This window comes from Streptomyces sp. NPDC046985 (assembly GCF_040644415.1).
Lineage (GTDB): Bacteria > Actinomycetota > Actinomycetes > Streptomycetales > Streptomycetaceae > Streptomyces.
This window is the reverse complement of record NZ_JBEYWK010000021.1, coordinates 61,399-82,474: the sequence shown is the minus strand read 5'-3', so window position 1 is coordinate 82,474 and position 21,076 is coordinate 61,399. Positions and strand designations below refer to the sequence as shown.

Sequence of the window (21,076 nt, the reverse complement as noted above, 5' to 3'; positions counted from 1 at the left end):
AGCTCCTTCGTGGGGGAGACCGGTCGGCGTGGGGCGTCGACCGGATGGAGTGTCAGGGTGCTGTGCTCGTGCGGCGGGTGGAGGAAGAGTGGCTTCGGGGGCGCCGCCGGGGGGAGGGCCGGGACCGGATCCCGGCCACGGAGCCGCGCCGGGCCCGCTGCCCGAAGCCGCCGCCGCGCCCCGCCCCGTCTCCCTCCAGCAGGCGGCTCTGACAGGTCGCATGGCGAGCACGTAACGAAGTCGTGCCGGTCGGCGTGGCCGCCTGGGTCCCGCCCACGGTGGCCTGGATACACTCGCCCGGCTGTACCGAAGATGATGTTGACGGGGTGAATGGTTCCGATGAACGACGCCAGCACGACCATGCCGCACACCGCTGGGGCTCCGCAGGACCCGGGCCACGGCAAGCACCGCGGCCCGGTCTCCTCTCAGGACAACGGACCGGCCCCCAGCGGCCGGCACCGCAGGCCCGTCGAGGAGAAGACCGAAGTGGCGGCCTGACGGCACGAAGTCACTGTGCGGAACGAGCGGCCCCGTCCTCCCCACGAGGACGGGGCCGCTCGCTGCTCGGCGCACGGCGCGCGGCGCCTGGCATCCGGCATCCGGCATCCGGCATCCGGCATCCGGCATCCGGCATCCGGCATCCGGCATCCGGCGGCCTGTTCTCCCCCGGCGCCTTGCTCTCCCCCCTCGGCCGCGCGCCCTCTCCGTCCCGCCGTCCCTCCGTCCCTCCGTCCCTCCGTCCCTCCGTCCCGCCGTTCCCGCGTCGGCCGCTCGCCCCCTCCGCTCCCCCGTCGCCGTCGCCGTCGCCGCCGGGAAGTGACATTCGTCCTGCCCGAGTCCGTACGCGCGGGCCTGTCGGGCGCCGGTGCGGTTCCGTAGCGTGGCGGGCAGGGCACAGGGGCGGCGCGGACGGGGTCCGGTTCGTACGCTGTGCGAGCGGACCGCGGTGCCGCGGGCGCCGTCGAGACGGGGGAACGGGACATGAGCCGAGCACGCGGCCGGAACGGCCTCGGGGCGTCGTGGGGGCAGGCCGTACGGGGGGCGCGGGAGGCGCAGCGGCTCTGGAAGACGGACAAGGAGCGGCTGAAGGCCGAGGCGAAGGCCGCGCGCGCGGACGGGCGGGCGCCGCAGGAGGCGGGGCCGCCGCCGACCGGCTTCACGCTGCTGCCGTGGCTGCTGATGGGGACGGGCGCCCTGTCCGACGTCGTCGAGGGCAAGACCCCGCCCCCGTGGATCGGCGCCCTGGGCCTGCTGGCCTTCGACGCGCTGTACGTCTACGTCGTCTTCCACGCCTTCGAGCGGGAGCGGCGCGAGGCCGCGGCGACGCGGCTGGCCCTGCTGCTGATGGGCTTGGCGGCCACGGGGCTGGCGCTCGGCTACGGCGGGAGCTGGCTGCTCTTCTTCCCGCTGCTCGGCCTGGCGGCGGGCGCGATCCTGCGCGGTCGGTGGCTGGGCAGGTCGGGGCTGCTGCTGGCCGCGTTCGCGGGCGGGGTGGCGGCCTTCCACGACGGCTGGAACGGCGTGAACATCGCCTACGCGACGTTCCTGTCCACGATGGTGACCGCGGCGATCCTGGGGCTGAGCGAGGCCGTGCGCGAGCTGCGGGCGGCGCGTGAGGAGCTGGCGCGGCGCGCGGTGGAGGAGGAGCGGATGCGCTTCTCCCGGGACCTGCACGACCTGCTCGGGCACACGCTGTCGGTGATCGTGGTGAAGTCGGAGGCGGCCCGCCGCCTCGCGCCCCGCGACATGGACGCGGCGCTGTCGCAGATCACGGACATCGAGTCGGTGGGCCGGCAGGCGCTCACCGAGATCCGCGAGGCGGTCACGGGCTACCGCGAGGGCAGCCTGAGCACGGAGCTGGACCGGGCCCGCTCGGCGCTGACCGCCGCCCGCATCGAGCCGGTGTTCCGCCGCTCGGGTCCGCCGCTGACCCCGCAGGCGGAGGCGCTGCTGGGCTGGGTGGTGCGCGAGGCGGTCACCAACGCGGTGCGGCACAGCGGGGCGGAGCGCTGCGAGATCACGGTGAGCGGTTCGGCGGGGCGGGTGCGGTTGACGGTCTCCGACGACGGGACCGCCGCGGCCGCCCCCTCCCGCGCCCCCGGCGGCCCGGTCGGCGAAGTCGTGGACGCGCCCAGCCCTGCTGGGGAGCCCGTGAACGCCCCGGCGCGCATCGGAGGCACCGGGCTGAAGGGCCTGACCGAGCGGCTGGCGGCAGCGGGCGGCTCGCTCCAGGCCGGCCCGACGGCACGCGGCGGCTTCACGGTCGTCGCGGAACTTCCCATGGACGAGGAGGAGTTGACGGCGGCCGCGCTGGCGTCGGTCACAGAGACGGCGTCGCTGCGAGCGGCGGCGACGGCGGCAACCCCGGCGACGGCGGGGAGCGCGTCACGGGAAGCGGCGACTGGAAGCGCCTCACCGGAAGCGGCGGCGACCGCAACGCCCGCACCCGGAAACACGTCACCGCACGCCACAGCGACCCCGGCCGGAAACGCGCCACCGCACGCCACAGCGACCGCAACCGCAACCGCAACCGAAGCGCCTGACGCCGCTCGCCTCGCGGCCGCGCCCCTCCCTACCCTGCGGCCGTGACCGAGACGCCCGCCGACCACCCGGCGCCCACGCCGCCCTGCCCGCCCCTGCGCATCCTCCTCGCCGAGGACCAGGGAATGATGCGCGGCGCGCTCGCCCTGCTGCTCGGCATGGAGGAGGACATGGAGGTGGTGGCCCAGGTCCCGGCGGGCGACGCCATCGTGGACGCCGTGCTGACCCACCGCCCGGACGTGGCCCTGCTGGACATCGAGCTGCCGGGGATGAGCGGCCTGGACGCCGCCGCCGAGCTGCGCGCGCGGGCGCCCGGCTGCCGGGTGCTGATCCTGACCACGTTCGGCCGCCCCGGCTATCTGCGCCGGGCCATGGAGGCGGGCGCGGCGGGCTTCCTCGTCAAGGACGGTCCGGTGGAGGAGCTGGCCGCCGCGATCCGCAGGGTGCTCGCCGGGGAGAGGGTGGTCGACCCGGCGCTCGCCGCGGCGGCCCTGAGCGCGGGCCCGAATCCGCTCACGTCCCGCGAGTGCGACGTCCTGTCGGCGTCAGCGGACGGCGCGACGGTCGCGGACGTCGCCGCCAAGCTGCACCTGTCGGAGTCCACGGTCCGCAACTACCTCTCCTCAGCCATCGGCAAGACCGCCGCCCGCAACCGCACAGAGGCCCTACGCACGGCCCGCCAACAGGGCTGGCTGTGACCCCGGTCGACGAGAACTCCCCCGACAGACCGACACCGCGTATGCGGCCTCACGCTGGAGCGATACCCGTACGGTATTGCCCGTGCGGAAAAGGTCTTGGACAGCCGCCGTGTCCGGCCGCTGGAATCGGGGCATGATCGACGAAGCCAGAAGCGAAGCCGGAATCAACGCCCCGGACGGCGCGCCCCGTCCCCACCGGTCAGGCGGCCGGTCCGAGACGGTCGGGTCGTCGGCCCTCGACGTCGCCGGGCGGGAGTCGTGAGGGTCGCGTACTGGGTCGTCGCCGGCCTTCTCGCGCTCTTCTACCTCTACGGCGGCGGAGTGAAGGTGATCCGGAGCCGTGATCAGCTCCGGCCGATGATGGCCTGGGTGGACAGCATGCCCATGGCGGGCGTCAGGGCCATCGGACTGATCGAGGTGCTGGGCGCGGTCGGCCTGATCCTTCCGCCGCTGACCGGCATCGCACCCAGCCTCGCCGAGGCCGCCGCCATCGGGTTCGCGGTCCTGCAAGTCGGTGCGGTCAAGGTCCATCTGAGCCGCGGAGACCGGCAGATCGCCCTCAACGTCGTCCTGCTCTTGGTGACGGCCGTGACCATCTGGCTGGCGACCGCGTGGTGGTGACTCCGGGCGAGTCCGCTACGACGACGAGATGACGCACGCCGTGATCGCCCCGCCGCGGATCCTCGCCCGGATCACGTGGGCTTCCACCGGGGGGGCCGCGCGCACAGCGTCACGTCGGCGGTGCTCAACCGGCGTAGGGGCCGCGGACGATGCTCTTTCCGGAGTGGTCGGGTTTGCCGTTGTAGGGCTGGATGGAGACGTCGACGACGGAGTACTCACTCAGGTCGATGTTCTCCGGCACCGGCAGGGTGGCCTGTCCGTCGGGGTTGAGGACGCCCATGGAGACGAGCTTGGTGTGGGAGCGGTTCATGAGCCATACCTCGAAGTATCCCGAGGTCGACGGAAGTCCGGTGACGTCCACGGTCAGTTCGCGGTGCGTCTGCGTGCCGCGCAGGCTGGCGTAGCCCTTGGACGCGGGCCGCAGGGAGTCGAGCGGTTTGGCGTCGGAGACCGCCGATGTGCTCTCGCCGCGGGTGGCCCACCAGGTGACCGCACTGCCCCCCGCAGCACCGAGCAGCGCCGTGCACGCGGCCAACGCCACGCTGAAACGCGCCCGTCGGCGAACACGCGTTCGGCGCACCGCTCCTGACGCGGCCTCGCTGTGCTCGGACGGCGGCCGCACGACGTCACGCGCACGTTCGTGTTCACGTTCGCGATCTCCAGCGACGATCGCGTCGAGTTCGTCGTCGACCACGGCCGGGGCCTCGGTGAAGTGCTCCTCGAGGAGGGAGAGTTCGGCCGCGATGTCCGTCCACAACTGTGGAGGAGGCTGGAGCAGGACGCTTTCGTCGGGTTCCGGCGCCTGGGCCGTCGCGACCACGCGGCGGAGGGACTCAAGCTCCCTCTGGCAGGTCGGGCAGGTCTGGAGGTGGAGGTCGTCGCCGGTCGTGGGCAGCTCTCCGAGCGCCATCGAGACCAGCGTCTCCTCGTCAGGGTGCTTCACTGTCCACCTCCAGTCGATCCTTCAAGCGCATCATCCCGCGCCGTGTGTGGCTCTTGACCGTCCCCAGCGGCATGCCCGTCCGCTCGGCGATCTGCGACTGGCTCAAGTCCTCGTAGAACGCCATTGTGAGCACTGTCCGCTGGGGTGCGGGCAACTGCTCGAGTTCGTCCATGAGCACGAGATGGTCGACGACCGCGTCGGCCGTCGCGGTCCGGTTCGCCCCGTCGTCGGGGACGGTGTACGCGGCGACGGCTCGCTGGTCCCGTATGTGCCGTGACCGCCGGTCGAGCGCGTCAGCGATCTTCTTGTGCGTGATGCCCACCAGCCACGTCTTGAGCGAACCGCGCTCGCGGTCGAAGTTCTTGCGGCCCCGCCAGGCGCCGACGAAGACCTGCTGCGTCACGTCCTTGGCCTCTTCCGGATCGCCGAGCTTGCGGGACGCGATCGTGAAGATCAGCGCTCCCCAGCGCCGGTAGGCCTCGTTCAGACATGCCTCGTCCCCGTCGGCGAAGCCGTGGGCGAGCAGGTCGTCGGACAAAGAGGCTGTCACCCGAGTCACTTTAGCCGCCGAGTCAGCCGCCCAGACCTGAGATCCGGTCCACATGGCCGTCCATGGCCGTCATCGGTTCGCGGCCTCCGCGGTGACGACCGGATCGTTCCGGCATCCGCCCTCGTCGACGACGTACGGGCCCGTGCACGTGATCAGCGTCGGCGCCCCTCCCTCAACACCCCTCCGACGAACGGCGCGAACCTCAGTGAGCGGGCAGGCGCGAATTGCTCCGGTCGCGGGCGCATCCACTCCCCCAGGAGCGGCGGAACACGTCCCCGTCATCCGCTACACCGGTTACGACTGCCTTCAGGAGTGAACTGCTATGACCCGCACCGCATTTGTCACCGCCGCGTCCGCCGTCGCGGCCCTGGTGATCGCAGCCCCCACCGCCTCGGCCGCCCCCCACGCCGTGCACGTCAAGAGCGGCCGCACCTCGGTGACCGTGGCCCCGGCGATAACCAGGGCACTGCTCTCCAAGGGAATCGTCCCCATCGTCACCCGCCCCGGCACGCCGTCCCTCACCACGGTCGGCCACCAGCTCACCCTCAAGGCCACCTATCCCGTCACCGGCGGCGCCCTGACCACCAGTCCCCTCGGCGGCGACATCACGCACAAGGGCGGCCTGAAGTTCGCCAACGTCTTCAACGGCCGCTCGCTCGAGGTCGGGAACTTCACCGTCGACCTCAACAAGGGCCAGCTCACCGGCCTCGTCGCGGGCACCACGACACGCGTCCCGGTCTTCAAGCTCGACCTGTCCACCGCCCACGTCAAGCTGACCAAGTGCGGCGCCGACGCCACGAACGTGACTCTCCATCTCACCAGCGAAGCGGCCGGCGCGCTCAACTCCACGCTCAAGACCCAGGTCTTCAGCGCGGGCCTGACGGTGGGAACGGCCGACACCCACCCCCGTTTCTGACCCGCACCACGCGGGCACGCGATCACGCAGTCACGCAGTCACGCGACAGCAGGCGGCGCTCCCAGGACGGGGGCGCCGCCCGCGTCCTTCACGAACGGGCCGTGGACGTCGGCGGGATGCGGTGAACGGGGTGCGGCGAACGGCGAGTGGTGAGTGGGGAGCGATCAAACGGAACGTGCGGCGCCCTTTGTGACGATCGGGACCTGAGAGGGAGTGCGGGGACGCAGCAGGGGTATTCCGAGGCGGCCATGGACCGTGACGCGGGCGGCGCCCGACCGGTGACTCCGTCCGCGTGCGACCAGTGACTCCGTCCGTTCCCGAAGGGACACCGATGCGAAGACGACTCCCTCGCGCCCGCCTGCTGCTGACGCTCACGGCCTTGCTGGGCCTGTCGCTCGGCGCCGCGCCCGCGACGCAGGCGGCGCCCGTGGAGGAGGGCGCCGCCCTGCCGATCGCGTACCACTGCGATCTCGCGGTGGACCCGCTGCACAAGCACGTGCTCATCTCCGACTACAACACGGGCACTGTGCTGGTGGCCGACTACCAGGGCCGCGTGGTCCGCACGATCAGGAACCTCCCGGGGGTGTGCGACCTGGAGCTGTCCGCCGACTACCGCACCCTCTACGCGCCGCTCGCCCTCGGCGACGCCATCAGCGTCATCGACACCGGTACCGGCCGGCAGCGCGCACGTTACTCCACCGGCGCCGGCACCGCGCCGTTCCGCGCCGCGCTGAGCGGCCAGACGCTCTTCTTCGGCTACGGGGACCAGTGGGAGGCGAGCATCGGCTCGCTCACCGTCGGCGCCTCCGTCCCGACGGTGCGCCTGGGGCTGATCCCCGAGGGCGGGTTCAGCGGCGCACCGCTGCTGGCGACCTCGCCCGCGGCGCCGGGCACGCTGGTCGCCGGGGACGAGAACACGTCTCCGGGGCGGCTCTCGGTGTACGACGTCTCCGGAGGGACCCCCGTGCTCCGCACGACGGTGCGCGACCCCGGCGGCAGCTCCGACTTCAGCGACCTGGCCATCACCCCGGACGGCACGACGCTGCTGACCGCGTCCGGCGCGCCCTACCACCACCCCTCTTTCCATCTGCCTGACCTGACCGAAGGTCACACGTATCCCAGTACGTCCTATCCCGACGCCGTCGCGGTGTCCTCGCGCGGCGACGTCGCGGCCGGTGTGGACAGCACCGAACCCGACCCGGACGTCTACTTGTACCGGGCCGGGGCCGACGTCCCCTACCGCACCGTGTCCCTGGCCCCCGCCACCGGACCCGGCGCGGGCTCCCTGCGGCCCCACGGCCTCGTCTGGACGCCGGACGGAACGCGCCTGTTCGCGATCAGCGGGCACAGCGGCGAGGAGAACCTGCGCCTCGTCGTCATCCCGTCGGCGAACCGGTCGTTGACCGGCTGAGACCACGTTGAGGCCCTGCCGGAGCGCCGACACGGCGTCCGGCGGGGCGCTCTCCGACAGGGCGTCCGGCTAGGCGCTCTCCGGCGGGGTGCTCTCGGGCAAGGCGTCTCCAGCATGGCCTTGACTCGGCCGCCCCCCGAGGCGTCGGCGGGTGACGACGCGGGCGATGACGCGGGCGGTGGGCGAGGACGGCCCGTCAGGCGTTACGCGTTGACGAGGGTGGTCTCCGTCGTGTGACAGATTCCTGCGCGCCGGGCGGCGCTCAGGCTTCGGCGTCCGAGGCTCGGCGGCCCCGCGCGGCGGCGCGTTCGTCGTGGACGAAGAGCACCAGTCCCAGCGCCAGGAGGCCGGCGAGCGCCCACACCGCGTGGACGCCCTCCCAGTCCGTGAGGAAGCCACCCGCGATCGCACCGGCGAAGAAGGCGCCGAGGACGGCGGAGAACCGGCGGGCCCGGCGGGCGGCGTCCCGGTCGCGCGCGACGACCGCCAGGTAGGCGCTCTGCGTGGCGGTGCGGAGGTTGCTCGTCGTCATGGCCGTGCTGTAGGGGGTGTCCACCAGCTTGCGGAACGTGGCCACCTGCAATGAGGCGCTGAAGGCGACCAGCACGGTGGCGGCGGTGTCGGCGGCGCCTGACGGCAGCAGGCCCACGCAGAAGAGGGCCAGGATCTCCAGCACGAGGACCGCTCGGGCGGGCCACCGCACCCTGACGGCCACCCGTGGCCGCTTGAGAGACTCCGTGACGAGCACGCCGAGGACGAACGCGATGATCGGCGGAATGTGGCGTACGGCCTGCGCCCAGTGGCGCCCCGCGGCGGCGACGCCCAGCAGGACGACGTTACCGGTCTGCGCGTTGGCGAACACACCGCCCCGGCTGACGTACGTGTACGCATCGAGACCCCCGCCGACCAGAGCCAGGAGAACGCCCAGACGTACCGAACGCGCCGTGGGAGGGCGGGGTGGTCTCCGTTCGGACATGCCTCTTGCTTCCCATTCCGTCCGGCGCGCACAGGCGTGACGTCCGGACCGCCACCAGCCGAATCAGGTCGACTCCGGACATTCCGCACCCCCCCCAAGATAGCCGTCAGGCGCCCTGCTGAGCGGCGGCTCCTTTCACTGGCCTCGACTCAGACGTATCGCGACGGCTGTCACCGTTCCCGCGACGGCTCCGGAGAGCGCCCAGGGAATGCTTGGGTGACCGCCGTTGAGCTGGTAGCCGATAAGCGCGGCCAGAAGCGTGACAGCAAGTGCGAGGATGAATCCGAACTGCCTGGTTCTCATTTTTCACCCAATGTCTGGATCTGGTGGTTACGTCAGCCCACGGGCTCGGGCGGTCGTCTGGTGTGGGGCGGTGTGGGCTGTCTCGCTAGGCTGGGGGGATGTTCATACTTGAACTCACCTACATTGCCGCCGCCGAGCGCGTCGACGCTCTTCTGGCGGATCACGTCGCGTGGCTGGACGAGCAGTACGCGGCTGGAGTGTTCATCGCCTCGGGCCGCAAGGTGCCGCGTGACGGCGGAGTGATCATCGCCGTCGGCGAGGACCGCGCGGCCGTCGAGGCCGTCGCGGCGACCGATCCCTTCTCGGTCGAGAAGGCAGCCGAATACCGGATCACCGAGTTCGTCGCCACCAAGACGGCTCCGCGCCTGGCCCCCTACCGCCAGCAGCTCCCCGCGACCTGACCGCTTCGGGACCAGCCGTGTCAAGCGCCACGGAGGTCGGTCACGGGCTGCGCACGACAGCGCCCGCCGCAGCACGACCGGCCCCGTGGCCCGAGGACCCTCGGCCCCGTGCGACCGCCGCGCGCCGGAGAAGCGGGCGGCGCCACGCCGGTCCGGAGCGGGCTCGGAGCGTCACGCCGCGCGCCAGCGCACCCACCGGCGCACCCACGGGTGGAGTCCGCCCGCCCAACTGGGTTTCACATAGACCCAGTTGTGCGCGCGGTGGGCCGCCCGGCTTCGTTGCCCAGGACGGGGGATGATCTGCTCATGCGCGTACGACGAGAGGTCCGCTGGGGCTTGTGGGGGCTGTGGCTCGCGTGTCTGGTGTTCTCCCTCTGGTTCCTCGCGGAGGTGATCGCGCTGTTCCGGCAGGCCGAGTCCTGGTGACCCGGCGAGCGCCGTCGGCTCCCGCGTCGGAGCGGACGGGACGCGCGGCGAGGGAGAACAGGGTTCGCCGGGGTCGTACGGCACCGCCCCCGGGCCGCCCCGCCGCTCCGTTCTGCGCGGCGGGGGCCCCGTGAGTCTTACTGGCGGCGTTCTCTCAGGACGCAGAACTCGTTGCCCTCGGGGTCTGCCAGGACGACCCAGGACTGATCGCCCTGGCCGATGTCGACCCGCTGGGCGCCGTGAGCCACGAAACGGGCCACCTCGGCCTCCTGGTCGTCGGGGCGGAAGTCGAGATGCAGGCGGCTCTTGGACTTCTTGCTCTCGTCGATCCGGACGAAGTCCAACCCCGGCATGCGATCCGGCGCCGGGCGGATCTCGAACTCGTCGTCGTTGGAGTAGACCACGACCCAGCCGAGAGCCTCGGCCCACCACTGCCCCAAGGCAGCCGGATCCGTCGCGTGAACGATCACTTGTTCCCATTCCAAGGTCATCCGCAGAATGTAGACCAGCCGGGCCCCCGGAGAACAGGCGCGCGGCCCGCACCGGCCCCCGGCGATCCCCCACCGCCCCCACCGCCCCACACCCCTAGCGCACCGGTCAGCCGCGCCTCCGCGCCCCCTGCCGCCGCGCGGCTGACCCCCTCTCAGGTCCTCACGGAACGGTCACAAAATCCGTTAGTACGCCAAGCGTCGGAATAGTCGCCTGGGCCTACGAGGTTGACCCGAGCATGCAATCGCCCGCGGACGACCACCTGCCCGCCCTTCCAGGCCCGGAGGCCCCCCTCACATGACGCTCACGACGACCCACCGGCACGCCCGGAGCGCGAGCGGCGCCGTCGTCCCCGTGCTCGCCTTCGCGGGCATCGTTGTCGCGGTGATGCAGACCCTGCTCGTCCCGGTGATCAAGGATCTGCCGGAACTGCTCGGCACCGAGCCCAGCAACGCCACCTGGGTGCTGACCTCGACGCTCCTCTCGGGCGCCGTGGCCACGCCGATCATGGGGCGCCTCGGCGACCTGTTCGGCAAGCGCCGGATGCTGATGGTCAGCCTCATGGTGATGGTGGCGGGCGCGCTGATCAGCGCGTTCACCAGCGCTCTGCTGCCGATGATCGTGGGCCGTTCGCTCCAGGGCTTCGCGATGGGCGCGATCCCGCTCGGGATCGGCCTGATGCGCGACATGCTGCCGCGCGAGCGGCTCGGCTCGGCGATGGCCCTGATGAGCTCCTCCGTCGGCGTCGGCGGCGGACTCGGGCTGCCGGCCGCGGCGCTGGTCGCCCAGCACACCGACTGGCACGCCCTCTTCTACGGGGCGGCCGGGCTCGGCGCCCTCGCCATCGTCCTCACCCTCCTGTTCGTGCCGGAGTCCCCGATGCGCGCCGAGGGCTCCTTCGACCTGCCGGGCGCGCTCGGCCTGGCCGCGGGCCTGGTGCTGCTCCTGCTGCCGATCACCAAGGGCAGCGACTGGGGCTGGTCGTCGGGCACCACGCTCGGGCTGTTCGCCGCCGCCGTCGCCGTGCTGCTGCTGTGGGGCCTGATGGAGCTGCGCGTGGCCGCGCCGCTGGTGGACCTGCGCACCACCGCCCGCCGCGAGGTGCTGCTCACCAACCTCGCCTCGATCATGGTCGGCGTCAGCTTCTACGTCGTCTCGCTCGTCGCGCCGCAGCTCTTGCAGTTGCCCACCGCCACCGGCTACGGCCTCGGCCAGTCCATGGTCGTCGCGGGTCTGTGCGTGGCGCCGCTCGGTCTGACCATGATGTTCACGGCGCCCCTCTACTCCCGCCTGTCGGCCCGCTACGGCCCGAAGGTCACGCTGATCATCGGCCTGCTGGTGATCGCGCTCGGCTACGCGGGCGGCCTCGAGCTGATGCACGCCGCCTGGCAGACCGCCCTCACCTCCGTGATCCTGGGCGCGGGCATCGGCCTCGCCTACTCCTCGCTGCCCGCGCTGATCGTCGGCGCGGTCCCGGCCTCCGAGACGGGCGCGGCCAACGGCCTCAACACGCTGATGCGCTCCATCGGCACCTCGGTGTCCAGCGCCGTGGTCGGCATGGTGCTCGCCAACACCGCGCACCACGTGGGCGGCGCGGCGATTCCGACCATGCACGGCTTCCGCGTGTCCTTCCTGCTGGCCACCGCCGCCGTGGCCCTCGGGCTGCTGCTCGCCCTGTGCCTGCCCAAGCAGGTCCGCCAGACCGCCGGGCAGCCGGTCGCCGGCAGCGAGATCGACGCCCCGGCCCAGGCGCAGACCCCGGCCCAGGCGCCTTCTCCGGCTCACGGGCACGCCCCGGCCCCCGCGCAGACCCCGGCGCCCGTGCCGGACGTCTTCGCCGACGGCCGCGAGCCCGGCGCGGGCTTCCGCGGCCGGGTCCTGGACGCGGACGGCGCTCCGGTGGCCCGCGCCAAGGTCACGCTGATCGACCGCCGCGGCCGCCAGGCGGGCGCCACGCTCTCCGCGGAGGACGGCGGCTACGCCCTCGCGGTCCCGGACGCGGGCCCCTACGTGCTCGCCGCCCGCGCCGCCGGGCACGGCCCGCACGCCAGCTCCGCGACCCACACCGGCGAGGACCGCCCGGTCGACCTGGACCTGTCCCTGCCCAGCCCGGCGGTCTACGCCTGACGGCCCGCCGTGAACCGCCCGCCGCGCCGCACCCCAGGCGGGTCGGGCCCGCGGACCGGGCCCGGCCCGCGGGACGGCCGGGCCCTCGGGCCGGGCCCGGCCGTCCCGCCCGGACGGCCGCCGCGATCCACCGCACCGCACCCCAGGTCGCCCCGGCGCCCCGGGGTGCGGCAGCATGGGCCCCTGACCACAGGCAATGGCCAAAGGCACTGACCGCAGGCAACGCCCCACGCCAGGGCCCACAGTGACACCCCGAGCCAGGCCCGAGGCGACTCCCCAAGCCAGGCCCGAGGTGACCCCCCGGGCCAGGCCCAAGGTGACTTCCCAAGCCAGGCCCGAGGTGACCCCCCGGGCCAGGCCCAAGGTGACTCCCCAGACCAGGCCCCACCCCAGTGCCCCAGGCACTGACCGCAGCCACGACCGGAAGGACCCGCCCCATGCCCGCGGCATCCGAGCCCGCGCCCCAGGCCGAGCCCGCGCCCCAGCCCGCGCCCGAGATCCTCGCCGCGTTCGAGAAGGCGAAGGGCTTCATGCCCACGGACGAGGGGCTGGCGCTGTACGCGGCGGCGACGCGGGCCGCACGGCTCGGGCTGCCTCTGCTGGAGGTCGGCACGTACTGCGGGCGCTCCACGATCCTGCTGGCCGACGCGGCCCGGCGGGCCGGCGTCACCGCGCTGACCGTGGACCACCACCGGGGCAGCGAGGAGCAGCAGCCGGGCTGGGACTACCACGACCCGGAGACGGTCGACCCCGAGACCGGCCTGATGGACACGCTGCCCGCGTTCCGCCGCACCCTGCACCGGGCCGGGCTGGAGGAGCACGTGGTGGCGCTGGTCGGCCGCTCGCCGCAGATCGCCGCGCTGTGGAGCAGCCCGCTCGGCCTGGTCTTCATCGACGGCGGCCACACCGACGAGCACGCCGGCGCGGACTACGCGGGCTGGGCGCCGCACGTGGCCGAGGGCGGCCTGCTGGTCATCCACGACGTCTTCCCCGACCCGGCGGACGAGTTCACCGGCCAGGCGCCGTACCGCGTGTACCTGCGCGCACTGGAGTCCGGCGACTTCGCCGAGATCGCCGCGACGTCCTCGCTGCGCGTCCTCCAGCGCACCTCGGCGCCCGCCGCCGCGCACCGCTAGGGTCGCTCCCGTGTCCTCCCCGCACCCCCGCCCCGAGTCCCCCGACGACGAGAGCCCCGCAGGCGCCGAGCCCCACGCCGCCGCCGAGCCTCCCGCAGGCGCCGAGCCCCACGCCCTCGCCGAGCCTCCCGCAGGCGCCACGCCCCCCGCAGGCCCCCAGCCTCCCGCAGGCGCCACGCCTCCCCCAGACCCCCAGCACCCCACAGGCGCCACGCCCCCCACAGCCGCCGCGCCGCCCACAAGCGCCACTCCCCCCAGCCCCCCACCCCGCCCCCGTCTCCGTTCCCGCCGCACCCCCCTCCTGGTCGGTGCCGCGCTCGTCTCCGCGGGGCTGCTCGGATGGCTGGCGTTCGCGGGAATATCGGGCGGCTCAGGAGCAGGAGGCGGCGGGGCCGCGGCGCCCCGTGCCACGGCGGCGGGCGACGACGGCAAGCGGGCGGGCATGGCCGCCGCGTCCGGGTCGCTGCGGGGCAAGGTCGTCGTCATCGATCCGGGCCACAACTCCGGCAACGCGCGCCACACCTCCGAGATCGGCCGGAAGGTGGACATCGGGACCGGCCGCAAGGAGTGCGACACCACGGGCACGGAGACGAACGCCGGTTACAGCGAGGCCCGGTTCACGCTGGACCTGGCGCACCGGCTGCGCACGCTGCTGCAACAGCGGGGCGCCACGGTGAAGTTGACGCACGACGGCGACTCCCCGGCGTGGGGGCCGTGCGTGGACGAGCGGGCGCGGATCGGGAATGCCGCGCACGCGGACGCCGCGATATCCCTGCACGCCGACGGCTCGGTGCAGGGCCACCGCGGCTTCCACGTCATCCTGCCCGCCGCCGTGCACCGCGGCGCCGCCGACACCCGGCCGATCGCCGCCGCCTCCCGCAGGCTCGGGACGAGCGTGGCGGCCGGTTTCCGGCGGGCGACGGGCGAGCCGCCGTCCAACTACGTCGGCGGCGGGACCGGGCTCGTCACGCGCGGGGACCTTGGCGGTCTCAATCTGTCAACGGTTCCGAAGGTCTTCATCGAGTGCGGCGACATGCGCGATAGCAAGGACGCGGCATCGCTGATCAGCGGAGCGTGGCGGCAGAAGGCGGCGGAGGGGATCTCGGAGGGAATCGCAGGTTTCCTGCACGGGTCGTGACCGGTGCGCCGGTCCCGGCGGACACCTCCTCGGGGCGAACGGTAGTGTCACCGTACGACGAGGGGCCACCCCCACGCTCCACCTGCCCGCACGGCGAACTGGTGACGGCGACGCCTCGACCGACGACGAGACGACTGACGAAGGACCTGAAGTGAATATCCGCTCCCTGACTCGGGGCGACGGCGTGGTGATCGGTGCAGCGGTGTTGCTGTTCATCGCGTCGTTCCTCGACTACTACTCCTATTCCGTCTCCGGCTACTCCGACAGCCGCAGCGCGTGGGAGAGCCTCGGGACCGGCCTCGGCACGTACATGGGGGCTGTCATCGGCGCCGCGCTGATCGTCATGGGCCGCCTGCTGCCGCAGCGCCGCAAGCTCGCCGGCCTGGACCTGGGCATGGTGGGGACGGGCTTCGCGGTCCTGTCCGCCTGGACCCTGTTCTGGTCGCTGGTGGACGTCCCCGACGGCATCCACGCGGGCGCGGGCCTGATCCTCGGGTTCGTCGCCGCCCTCGTCCTGGCCGCCGCCGCCATCGCCGGTCCGCTGCTGCCCGCGCTCCAGGGCCCGCTCGTCCCGGCGCCCAAGCCGGCCGCGCCGCAGCCGTACGGGGCCCAGCAGCAAGCCGGTTACGGCTACCCGGGCGCGCAGCAGCCCTACGGCGCCCAGCCGCAGCAAGGCCAGCCGCAGCAGGGCCAGTCCCAGCCGGGCCAGCCGACTCCGGCGCCGAATCCGACGTCGGCGCCGCAGCAGACGGCCGCTCCGGCGGCGGCGTTCTCGCCGTTCTGGTTCGCGGTGCCCGCGCCGCGCCCGCTGTTCTCCGAGGACGGCGCCTCCGCGCCGATCGCCGAACTGGCCCCCGGCGTGTGGTACTTGGCGGTCGAGCAGCGCGGCCCCGGTCTGCTGACCGAGATGCAGGACGGCCGCCGGGGCGTGCTCCAGGACGCCTCGAACATCCAGCGCGGCTGACGCTCGCGCCCGGTCGTCGCACGGCCCCTCGCCCGTCGCCGGGTGGGGGGCCGTCGCGTGTCGTCCGGCTGCGGGGGCCGTCTACGAACCGCTCCTGAGCTGCGCGGTGGACGGCACCTTGTCCTTGACGGGGGCGCCCGCGCCCTTGCCCGCGTCCTTCACCTTGTTGATGACGTCGTTGAAGCCGCCCGCCGCCGAGTCGTCGCCCTTGCGGAGCTTGGCGGGCAGGTCCTTCAGACCGGCGATGGCCGAGCTGAGCGGGGCCAGCGCCTTGGCGAGCGTGGGGTCGCCCTGGGCGTTGCGCACGGCGGCCTTGAGCCGGTTGTAGGTGAACGCGCCGGCGACGGCCGCCTTGACGAGGTTCACCTTGCGGTGGCTTGCGCCCTTCTTGAACTTGCCGTCCTTGTAGGGCTTCCAGATCCACTTGTAGCTGGCCCCGGCCGCGAGCGCGGCGTTGGCCACGAAGCGGGTCTTGGCGAACTTCTGCCGCTCGGCGGAGGTGCTCGGACTGGGGGTGGGGTCGGCGACGGCGACGCTGGGGTCGCCGTGCCGCACGCCGCTCTGGGGCGCGGCCCACGCGGTGGATCCGGCGAGCAGCGCGCAGCAGAGGGTGAGCGCCACGGCGAGGCGCCGTATCGGTACGGCCACGGTGTCCTCCCGAATAGGGTGTTGCTCCGGGTACTCCGATGATCCGTGTGAACCAGCCCGATCCGCCCCAAACAACCAGAAACCGCACACCTGGTGTGGCCCGAGCGTCACCGCGCGTGTGCGGCGCAGGTTTCAAGCGGGGATCCCGGGCCAAACGCTCAGCATGTCGCCTAGATATCGCTCGGGTTCCACCTCCGCCGGCACCGTCATCGTGATCATCGCGGACGTCATGGCCGCGATCCTCGGAGTATGGATACTGATGTACCTGTTGGACGCCAACCGGGCCAACGACCTGGTGCAGTTCGTCCACAATGCGGCCAACTGGCTCGCCGGCTGGTCGCGTGACCTCTTCACCTTCGACGAGGAGTGGGCGCGCGTCGTCGCCGGCTACGGTCTGGCCGCCGTCGTGTACCTCTTCATCGGACACGCCCTCGCCGGCCGCCTGCGCCGCGGCTGACGCGGTACCGTCCCGCCGGCCGGGCGGGGCAGTCCGGGCGAAGCCGCCCAGGGCCTCTCGCGTGGATCAGGCCGGATCGAGCCCGGCGTGATCCACGCGAGAGGCCCTGGGTCAGGCGCAGCAGTCCGGGTCCAGGCCCCGGGGCAGCCGGTCCGGGGAGAAGACCGTGCAGGTGGGTTCGTGGCCGCCGAGAGCGGCGACGGCCAGCAGCACCGAGCCCGCCGTCCACGTGGTCAGCTCCTGCGGCCACAGGGCGCCGTCCTCGTAGACGTACCCCGTCCAGTACAGGCCGGTCTCCGGGTCGCGCAGGTGCTGGATGGACTGGAGCACGCCGAGCGCGCGGTCGGACTCGCCCATCGCCCAGAGGGTGAGGGCGAGTTCGGCCGACTCGCCGCCCGTGACCCACGGGTTGGGGACGACGCAGCGCACGCCGAGGCCGGGCACCACGAAGCGGTCCCAGTCCTCCTCGATGCGCGCCTTCGCCTCGGCGCCGGTCAGCGCGCCGCCCAGCACGGGGTAGTACCAGTCCATCGAGTAGCGGTCCTTGTCCAGGAACCGCTCGGGGTGGCGGCGGATCGCGTGCCGCAGCGCGCCGACCGCCAACTCCCAGTCGGGCTGCGGCTCCTCGCGCTGCTCGGCGACGGCCAGCGCGCAGCACAGCGCCTGGTGGATCGAGGAGCACCCGGTCAGCAGCGCGTCCGCAGTGTCGGCTCCGCCGTCCTCGGGGGCCTCGCGCTTCCAGCCGATCTGCCCGCCGGGCCGCTGGAGCCGCAGCACGAACTCGACCGCCGCGTAGACCGCGGGCCACATGCGGTCGAGGAACGCGTCGTCGCCGGTGGACAGGTAGTGGTGCCAGACGCCCACGGCGATGTAGGCGACGAAGTTGGTCTCCCGCCCGCGGTCCTGGACGTCGTCGTGGGCGCCGTCCGCGTAGGCCGCGTGCCAGGAGCCGTCGGGCAACTGGTGCCGCGCCAGCCACGCGTAGGCGCGCTCGGCCGCCTCGTGCTCGCCGGCCGTGTCCAGCGCCATCGCCGCCTCGACGTGGTCCCACGGGTCGAGGTGGTGCCCGCGGAACCACGGGATCGCCCCGTCCTCACGCTGTTCGGCGAGGATGCCGCGCACGGTGGCGGCGGCCTGGTCGGCGGTCAGGACTCCGGGGAGGACGAGGTGCTGGGTGCGGGGGGTGGTCACCGGGCGGCCGTCCGCGGCAGGTGCGGCTTGGTCGCGTAGGCCACGAAGCTCTTGCCGATCAGCGGGTTCAGCGCCTGCTCGGCCATCCGCGTGGCCAGCGGCTTCTTCATGATGTCCCAGACCAGCAGCTTGTGGTACGCCCGCACGGGCAGCGCCTGGTCGTTGTCGACGCCGAAGGCGCACTTCAGCCACCAGTACGGCGCGTGCAGCGCGTGCGCGTGGTGCGTGCCGTACGGCTTCAGCCCGGCCTCGCGCATCCGGCTCAGCAGTTCGTGGGCCCGGTAGATGCGGATGTGGCCGCCCTCGACCTCGTGGTAGGCGTCCGACAGCGCCCAGCAGACCTTCTCGGGGCCGTAGCGCGGCACGGTGACCGCGATGCGCCCGCCGGGCTTGAGCACCCGCACCATCTCGGCGAGGACGCCCTTGTCGTCCGGTATGTGCTCCATCACCTCGGAGATGATGACGACGTCGAAGGAGGCGTCGGGGAAGGGCAGGGCGAGGGCGTCGCCCTCCATGGCGGTGGCGGTGGCCCCGGCGGGCGCCTCCCCGGCCTCCTTCATGGCCGCGAACCACTTGGCGACCTCGCGGATCTCCTCGGCGTTCTGGTCGAGCGCGACGACCTGGGCGCCGCGCCGGTAGCACTCGAAGGCGTGCCGTCCGGCGCCGCAGCCGAGGTCCAGGACGCGGTCGCCCGGGGCGAGCGGGAACCGGGAGAAGTCGACGGTCAGCACGTGGCCCTGCTTTCGTATTCCGCTGAGGCTTCTTCTGCGGCCGCTGGGGCTTCCGCCGCGGCCGGGCCGCGGCCGGGCGCCGGGACCGCGGCGTGGGCCGGGAGCGCGGGCGCGGGGCCGGGACGGCGCCCGGCCGTGCGGGTCGCGGCGGCGACGGCCTCCCGGTAGTGGGCGACGGTGCCCTCCGCCGCGCGCGCCCAGGTGAAGCGCCGCAGGACCCTCTCCCGTCCGGCCGCGCCCAGCCGGGCGCGCAGTTCGGGGTCGCCGAGCAGCCGGCCCAGGGCGGCGGCCAGCGCGCCCGCGTCGCCCGGCGGGACCGCCAGGCAGGTCTCCCCGTCCGGTCCGGCGACCTCGGGGATGGCGCCGCCGGTGGTGGCGACCAGCGGGGCCCCGGCGGCCATGGCCTCGGCGGCGGGCAGCGAGAACCCCTCGTACAGCGACGGCACGCAGGCGATCTCGGCGGAGCGGATGAGGTCGACGAGCTCGGCGTCGGAGATGCCCTTGACGAACTCCACGGCGCCGTCGAGCCCGTAGCGCTCGATGGCCTGCGCGACGGGGCCGTCCTCGGCCCGCTTGCCGACGACGACGAGGTGCGCGCCGGGGTGTTCGGTGCGCGTCTTGGCCAGCGCCTCCACCAGGTAGACCAGGCCCTTGAGGGGCACGTCCGCGCTGGAGGTGGTCACGATCCGGCCCGGGACCCGGGGCACGGAGGGGTCGGGCGAGAACAGTTCGGCGTCGGCGCCGATGTGCACGACGTGCAGCCGGTCGGGGCGCACGCCGAGGTGGTCGACGATCTCCTGGCGGGAGGTGCCGGAGACGGTGAGCACGGACGGCAGCCGGCGCGCGACTCGCCGCTGCATGCGGGTGAAGGCGTACCAGCGCCGCACGGACAGGCGGCGCCCGCGGCTCTCGGCGGCGTCCAGCTCCAACTGCCGGTCCACGGTGATGGGATGGTGCACGGTGGTGACCAGCGGCGCGCCGACGTCCCCCAGCAGCCCGTACCCGAGCGTCTGGTTGTCGTGCACGACGTCGAACTCGCCGCGGCGGGCGCGCAGATGGCGGCGGGCGCGGAGCGAGAAGGTCAGCGGCTCGGGGAACCCGCCGGTCCACATGGCAGCGACCTCCAGCGCGTCCACCCAGTCGCGGTACTCCCCCGGGCGCGGGGTGCGGAAGGGGTCGGGCTGGCGGTAGAGGTCGAGGCTGGGCAGCTCGGTCAGGCGCACCGAGCCCGGGTGGTCGCCGTCGTCGAGGACGGGATAGGGCTGGGCGCCGATCACCTCCACCCGGTGCCCGAGCCGGGCCAGTTCGCGCGAGAGGTGGCGTACGTAGACGCCTTGGCCGCCGCAGAACGGGTTGCCCTTGTAGGTGAGGAGCGCGATCCTGAGCGGTCGCCCGCCGTCCGCGGCCGGGGCGTCCGCCGGGGACTCCGCCTGACTGGCCTCAGCGGTCACCCTGGGCCCCCTTCTCACTGCGAGTGACGCGAGACTACGTCGGGACGTTGATCTAGAACAAGTTTCTGACTTGATCGTCGAGGAGGCTCTGAATCTACCGGCAGGTAGCGTCGCTGGGAGCAGTGGATCAGGTGATTCGCGCCACGGCCGACCGCCGCTTCCGGCCGAGGTGAGCATGGCGGCGCCCTCCGGGAGCGGGCCGCGGGTGGGGGCGGCGGGAGCGGCCGCGGGTGAGGGTGCGAGTGGGGCGCCGCGCCGGGGAGAGCGCCGGATCAGGATGACCCGGACCCAGACCCGGACCCGGATGCGGACCCGGATGCGGATGCGGATGCGGATACAGAAGAAGGCGGCCTCGGGCGAGGCCGCCTTGCGCTTCGGGCATGCGAAAGACCTACGAAGCGGGTTCCCTTCGCCGGTGTGAACCGGTTCAGGTGCTGGGGGTCGCCGTCCGGCGTCTTGCTCAGTGCCTTCCGGCCTCTCAGCTCGACCGTCGACGTCGGCCACGGCGGATGCCTTCGCATCTCGCCCCAGTCGGCTACTCCGCTCGAACTCCCTCACTCGCCCCGTAGGCCACTTCCCAATATAGACCTGCCATACCGGTACACAACCCCCTGAAGCGGTTTCTTTCGCGCGGGTTCGCCGATTTTCTCGATGAGCGCTTTGAGCCGCCCCGGCGCACGCCCGGCGCACGCCCAGCGCACGCCGTGTGAGCGCCCCGCCCGGCCCCGCCCGCACAACCCCCCGTCGTGCGGGGACCGCGACGACGGGCCCGTTTCGACCGGCCGGTACAGTGACCGCGTCGCTTCACGCCCGTTCGGAGGGGAAGCCGGTGCGATTCCGGCGCTGACCCGCAGCCGTGAGCCGTCCCCCCGGGGAGGGCGAGCCGGACCACCCCGGTCGGGAGCGTGACGGCTCACAGTACGTCGGCAGCCCGCCGCCGTACGGCACCGTCGAGGTC

At 73.2% G+C, this 21,076-nt stretch carries 21 protein-coding genes and 1 riboswitch (1 of these 22 cut by a window edge); of the genes, 13 read left to right on the top strand and 8 right to left on the bottom strand.

The window, feature by feature from the left end; genetic code table 11:
* The 5 genes from ABZ861_RS25280 to ABZ861_RS25260 all read left to right on the top strand — a co-directional run.
* Positions 1–212 carry the end of a hypothetical protein gene (locus ABZ861_RS25280; protein ID WP_361634160.1) on the top strand. The gene continues 1,486 nt to the left of window position 1, outside the view, so only the last 212 of its 1,698 coding nucleotides appear in the window; its start codon lies off the left edge, out of view; it ends in the stop codon at positions 210–212.
* Between the two features lie 127 nt (positions 213–339).
* Positions 340–498, top strand: a complete 159-nt coding sequence (locus ABZ861_RS25275; protein ID WP_361634157.1) for a hypothetical protein — start codon at positions 340–342, stop codon at positions 496–498.
* A 483-nt stretch (positions 499–981) separates the two neighbouring features.
* Entirely contained in the window at positions 982–2,589 is a 1,608-nt protein-coding gene (locus ABZ861_RS25270; RefSeq protein ID WP_361634154.1) for a sensor histidine kinase, read from the top strand.
* A complete protein-coding gene (locus ABZ861_RS25265) occupies positions 2,586–3,239 on the top strand; it encodes a response regulator transcription factor (RefSeq protein WP_361634151.1) in 654 nt (217 codons plus the stop codon). The genes ABZ861_RS25270 and ABZ861_RS25265 overlap by 4 nt, the downstream gene beginning before the upstream one ends.
* A 258-nt stretch (positions 3,240–3,497) precedes the next feature.
* Positions 3,498–3,860, top strand: a complete 363-nt coding sequence (locus ABZ861_RS25260; protein ID WP_361634148.1) for a DoxX family protein — start codon at positions 3,498–3,500, stop codon at positions 3,858–3,860.
* Positions 3,861–3,984: 124 nt separating this feature from the next.
* On the opposite strand, the gene ABZ861_RS25255 is transcribed toward ABZ861_RS25260, so the two are convergent.
* Together ABZ861_RS25255 and ABZ861_RS25250 are read right to left on the bottom strand one after the other, a co-directional pair.
* On the bottom strand, positions 3,985–4,803 hold the full coding sequence (locus ABZ861_RS25255) for an anti-sigma factor (protein WP_361634145.1): 819 nt from the start codon (positions 4,801–4,803) through the stop codon (positions 3,985–3,987).
* Positions 4,790–5,353 (bottom strand): sigma-70 family RNA polymerase sigma factor, encoded by a 564-nt coding sequence (locus ABZ861_RS25250; RefSeq protein ID WP_361634142.1) that lies wholly within the window; start codon positions 5,351–5,353, stop codon positions 4,790–4,792. The genes ABZ861_RS25255 and ABZ861_RS25250 overlap by 14 nt, the downstream gene beginning before the upstream one ends.
* A gap of 322 nt (positions 5,354–5,675) precedes the next feature.
* Between ABZ861_RS25250 and ABZ861_RS25245 the strand changes: the two genes are divergently transcribed.
* Entirely contained in the window at positions 5,676–6,269 is a 594-nt protein-coding gene (locus ABZ861_RS25245; RefSeq protein WP_361634139.1) for a hypothetical protein, read from the top strand.
* Positions 6,270–6,600: 331 nt separating this feature from the next.
* Positions 6,601–7,680: a hypothetical protein gene (locus tag ABZ861_RS25240; RefSeq protein ID WP_361634137.1), complete on the top strand. Its 1,080-nt coding sequence runs from the start codon at positions 6,601–6,603 to the stop codon at positions 7,678–7,680.
* 262 nt (positions 7,681–7,942) lie between these two features.
* Here ABZ861_RS25240 and ABZ861_RS25235 read toward each other — a convergent pair whose 3' ends face one another.
* Complete coding sequence (locus ABZ861_RS25235; RefSeq protein WP_361634134.1) at positions 7,943–8,656, bottom strand: YoaK family protein; 714 nt, start codon at positions 8,654–8,656, stop codon at positions 7,943–7,945.
* A gap of 401 nt (positions 8,657–9,057) precedes the next feature.
* Between ABZ861_RS25235 and ABZ861_RS25230 the strand changes: the two genes are divergently transcribed.
* Positions 9,058–9,360: a YciI family protein gene (locus ABZ861_RS25230; RefSeq protein ID WP_361634131.1), complete on the top strand. Its 303-nt coding sequence runs from the start codon at positions 9,058–9,060 to the stop codon at positions 9,358–9,360.
* Between the two features lie 563 nt (positions 9,361–9,923).
* Here ABZ861_RS25230 and ABZ861_RS25225 read toward each other — a convergent pair.
* Positions 9,924–10,277 carry a VOC family protein gene (locus ABZ861_RS25225; protein ID WP_361634128.1) on the bottom strand — a complete coding sequence of 118 codons (354 nt, stop codon included), beginning with the start codon at positions 10,275–10,277 and terminating at the stop codon, positions 9,924–9,926.
* 295 nt (positions 10,278–10,572) lie between these two features.
* Between ABZ861_RS25225 and ABZ861_RS25220 the strand changes: the two genes are divergently transcribed.
* The 4 genes from ABZ861_RS25220 (at position 10,573) to ABZ861_RS25205 (ending at position 15,640) form a co-directional block, all read left to right on the top strand.
* On the top strand, positions 10,573–12,402 hold the full coding sequence (locus ABZ861_RS25220; protein ID WP_361634126.1) for an MFS transporter: 1,830 nt from the start codon (positions 10,573–10,575) through the stop codon (positions 12,400–12,402).
* 437 nt (positions 12,403–12,839) lie between these two features.
* On the top strand, positions 12,840–13,538 hold the full coding sequence (locus ABZ861_RS25215) for a class I SAM-dependent methyltransferase (RefSeq protein ID WP_361634123.1): 699 nt from the start codon (positions 12,840–12,842) through the stop codon (positions 13,536–13,538).
* Between the two features lie 10 nt (positions 13,539–13,548).
* Positions 13,549–14,676, top strand: coding sequence for an N-acetylmuramoyl-L-alanine amidase (locus ABZ861_RS25210; protein WP_361634120.1), 1,128 nt, complete (start codon positions 13,549–13,551; stop codon positions 14,674–14,676).
* A gap of 151 nt (positions 14,677–14,827) precedes the next feature.
* Entirely contained in the window at positions 14,828–15,640 is an 813-nt protein-coding gene (locus tag ABZ861_RS25205) for a hypothetical protein (protein WP_361634117.1), read from the top strand.
* Positions 15,641–15,721: 81 nt separating this feature from the next.
* Here ABZ861_RS25205 and ABZ861_RS25200 read toward each other — a convergent pair whose 3' ends face one another.
* Entirely contained in the window at positions 15,722–16,288 is a 567-nt protein-coding gene (locus ABZ861_RS25200) for a hypothetical protein (protein WP_361634114.1), read from the bottom strand.
* A gap of 163 nt (positions 16,289–16,451) precedes the next feature.
* Between ABZ861_RS25200 and ABZ861_RS25195 the strand changes: the two genes are divergently transcribed.
* Entirely contained in the window at positions 16,452–16,745 is a 294-nt protein-coding gene (locus tag ABZ861_RS25195) for a hypothetical protein (protein WP_361634111.1), read from the top strand.
* A 111-nt stretch (positions 16,746–16,856) separates the two neighbouring features.
* Here ABZ861_RS25195 and ABZ861_RS25190 read toward each other — a convergent pair whose 3' ends face one another.
* From ABZ861_RS25190 to ABZ861_RS25180, 3 genes are read right to left on the bottom strand one after another with little or no spacing between them, the layout of a single operon-like run.
* Positions 16,857–17,936 (bottom strand): prenyltransferase/squalene oxidase repeat-containing protein, encoded by a 1,080-nt coding sequence (locus ABZ861_RS25190; RefSeq protein ID WP_361634108.1) that lies wholly within the window; start codon positions 17,934–17,936, stop codon positions 16,857–16,859.
* Positions 17,933–18,667: a class I SAM-dependent methyltransferase gene (locus ABZ861_RS25185; RefSeq protein WP_361634105.1), complete on the bottom strand. Its 735-nt coding sequence runs from the start codon at positions 18,665–18,667 to the stop codon at positions 17,933–17,935. Before ABZ861_RS25185 ends, ABZ861_RS25190 begins: the two co-directional genes overlap by 4 nt.
* Complete coding sequence (locus ABZ861_RS25180) at positions 18,661–20,118, bottom strand: glycosyltransferase family 4 protein (protein ID WP_361634102.1); 1,458 nt, start codon at positions 20,116–20,118, stop codon at positions 18,661–18,663. Before ABZ861_RS25180 ends, ABZ861_RS25185 begins: the two co-directional genes overlap by 7 nt.
* A gap of 818 nt (positions 20,119–20,936) precedes the next feature.
* Positions 20,937–21,012, top strand: a riboswitch (cobalamin riboswitch).
* Positions 21,013–21,076: the final 64 nt, after the last annotated feature.

Excerpts from the sequence above, each read along its gene's own strand:
- ABZ861_RS25240 (WP_361634137.1), top strand. The coding sequence starts at position 6,601 with ATGCGAAGACGACTCCCTCGCGCCCGCCTGCTGCTGACGCTCACGGCC.
- ABZ861_RS25270 (WP_361634154.1), top strand. The coding sequence starts at position 982 with ATGAGCCGAGCACGCGGCCGGAACGGCCTCGGGGCGTCGTGGGGGCAG.
- ABZ861_RS25220 (WP_361634126.1), top strand. The coding sequence starts at position 10,573 with ATGACGCTCACGACGACCCACCGGCACGCCCGGAGCGCGAGCGGCGCC.
- ABZ861_RS25215 (WP_361634123.1), top strand. The coding sequence starts at position 12,840 with ATGCCCGCGGCATCCGAGCCCGCGCCCCAGGCCGAGCCCGCGCCCCAG.
- ABZ861_RS25230 (WP_361634131.1), top strand. The coding sequence starts at position 9,058 with ATGTTCATACTTGAACTCACCTACATTGCCGCCGCCGAGCGCGTCGAC.
- ABZ861_RS25225 (WP_361634128.1), bottom strand. The coding sequence starts at position 10,277 with ATGACCTTGGAATGGGAACAAGTGATCGTTCACGCGACGGATCCGGCT.
- ABZ861_RS25275 (WP_361634157.1), top strand. The coding sequence starts at position 340 with ATGAACGACGCCAGCACGACCATGCCGCACACCGCTGGGGCTCCGCAG.
- ABZ861_RS25195 (WP_361634111.1), top strand. The coding sequence starts at position 16,452 with ATGTCGCCTAGATATCGCTCGGGTTCCACCTCCGCCGGCACCGTCATC.
- ABZ861_RS25245 (WP_361634139.1), top strand. The coding sequence starts at position 5,676 with ATGACCCGCACCGCATTTGTCACCGCCGCGTCCGCCGTCGCGGCCCTG.
- ABZ861_RS25235 (WP_361634134.1), bottom strand. The coding sequence starts at position 8,656 with ATGTCCGAACGGAGACCACCCCGCCCTCCCACGGCGCGTTCGGTACGT.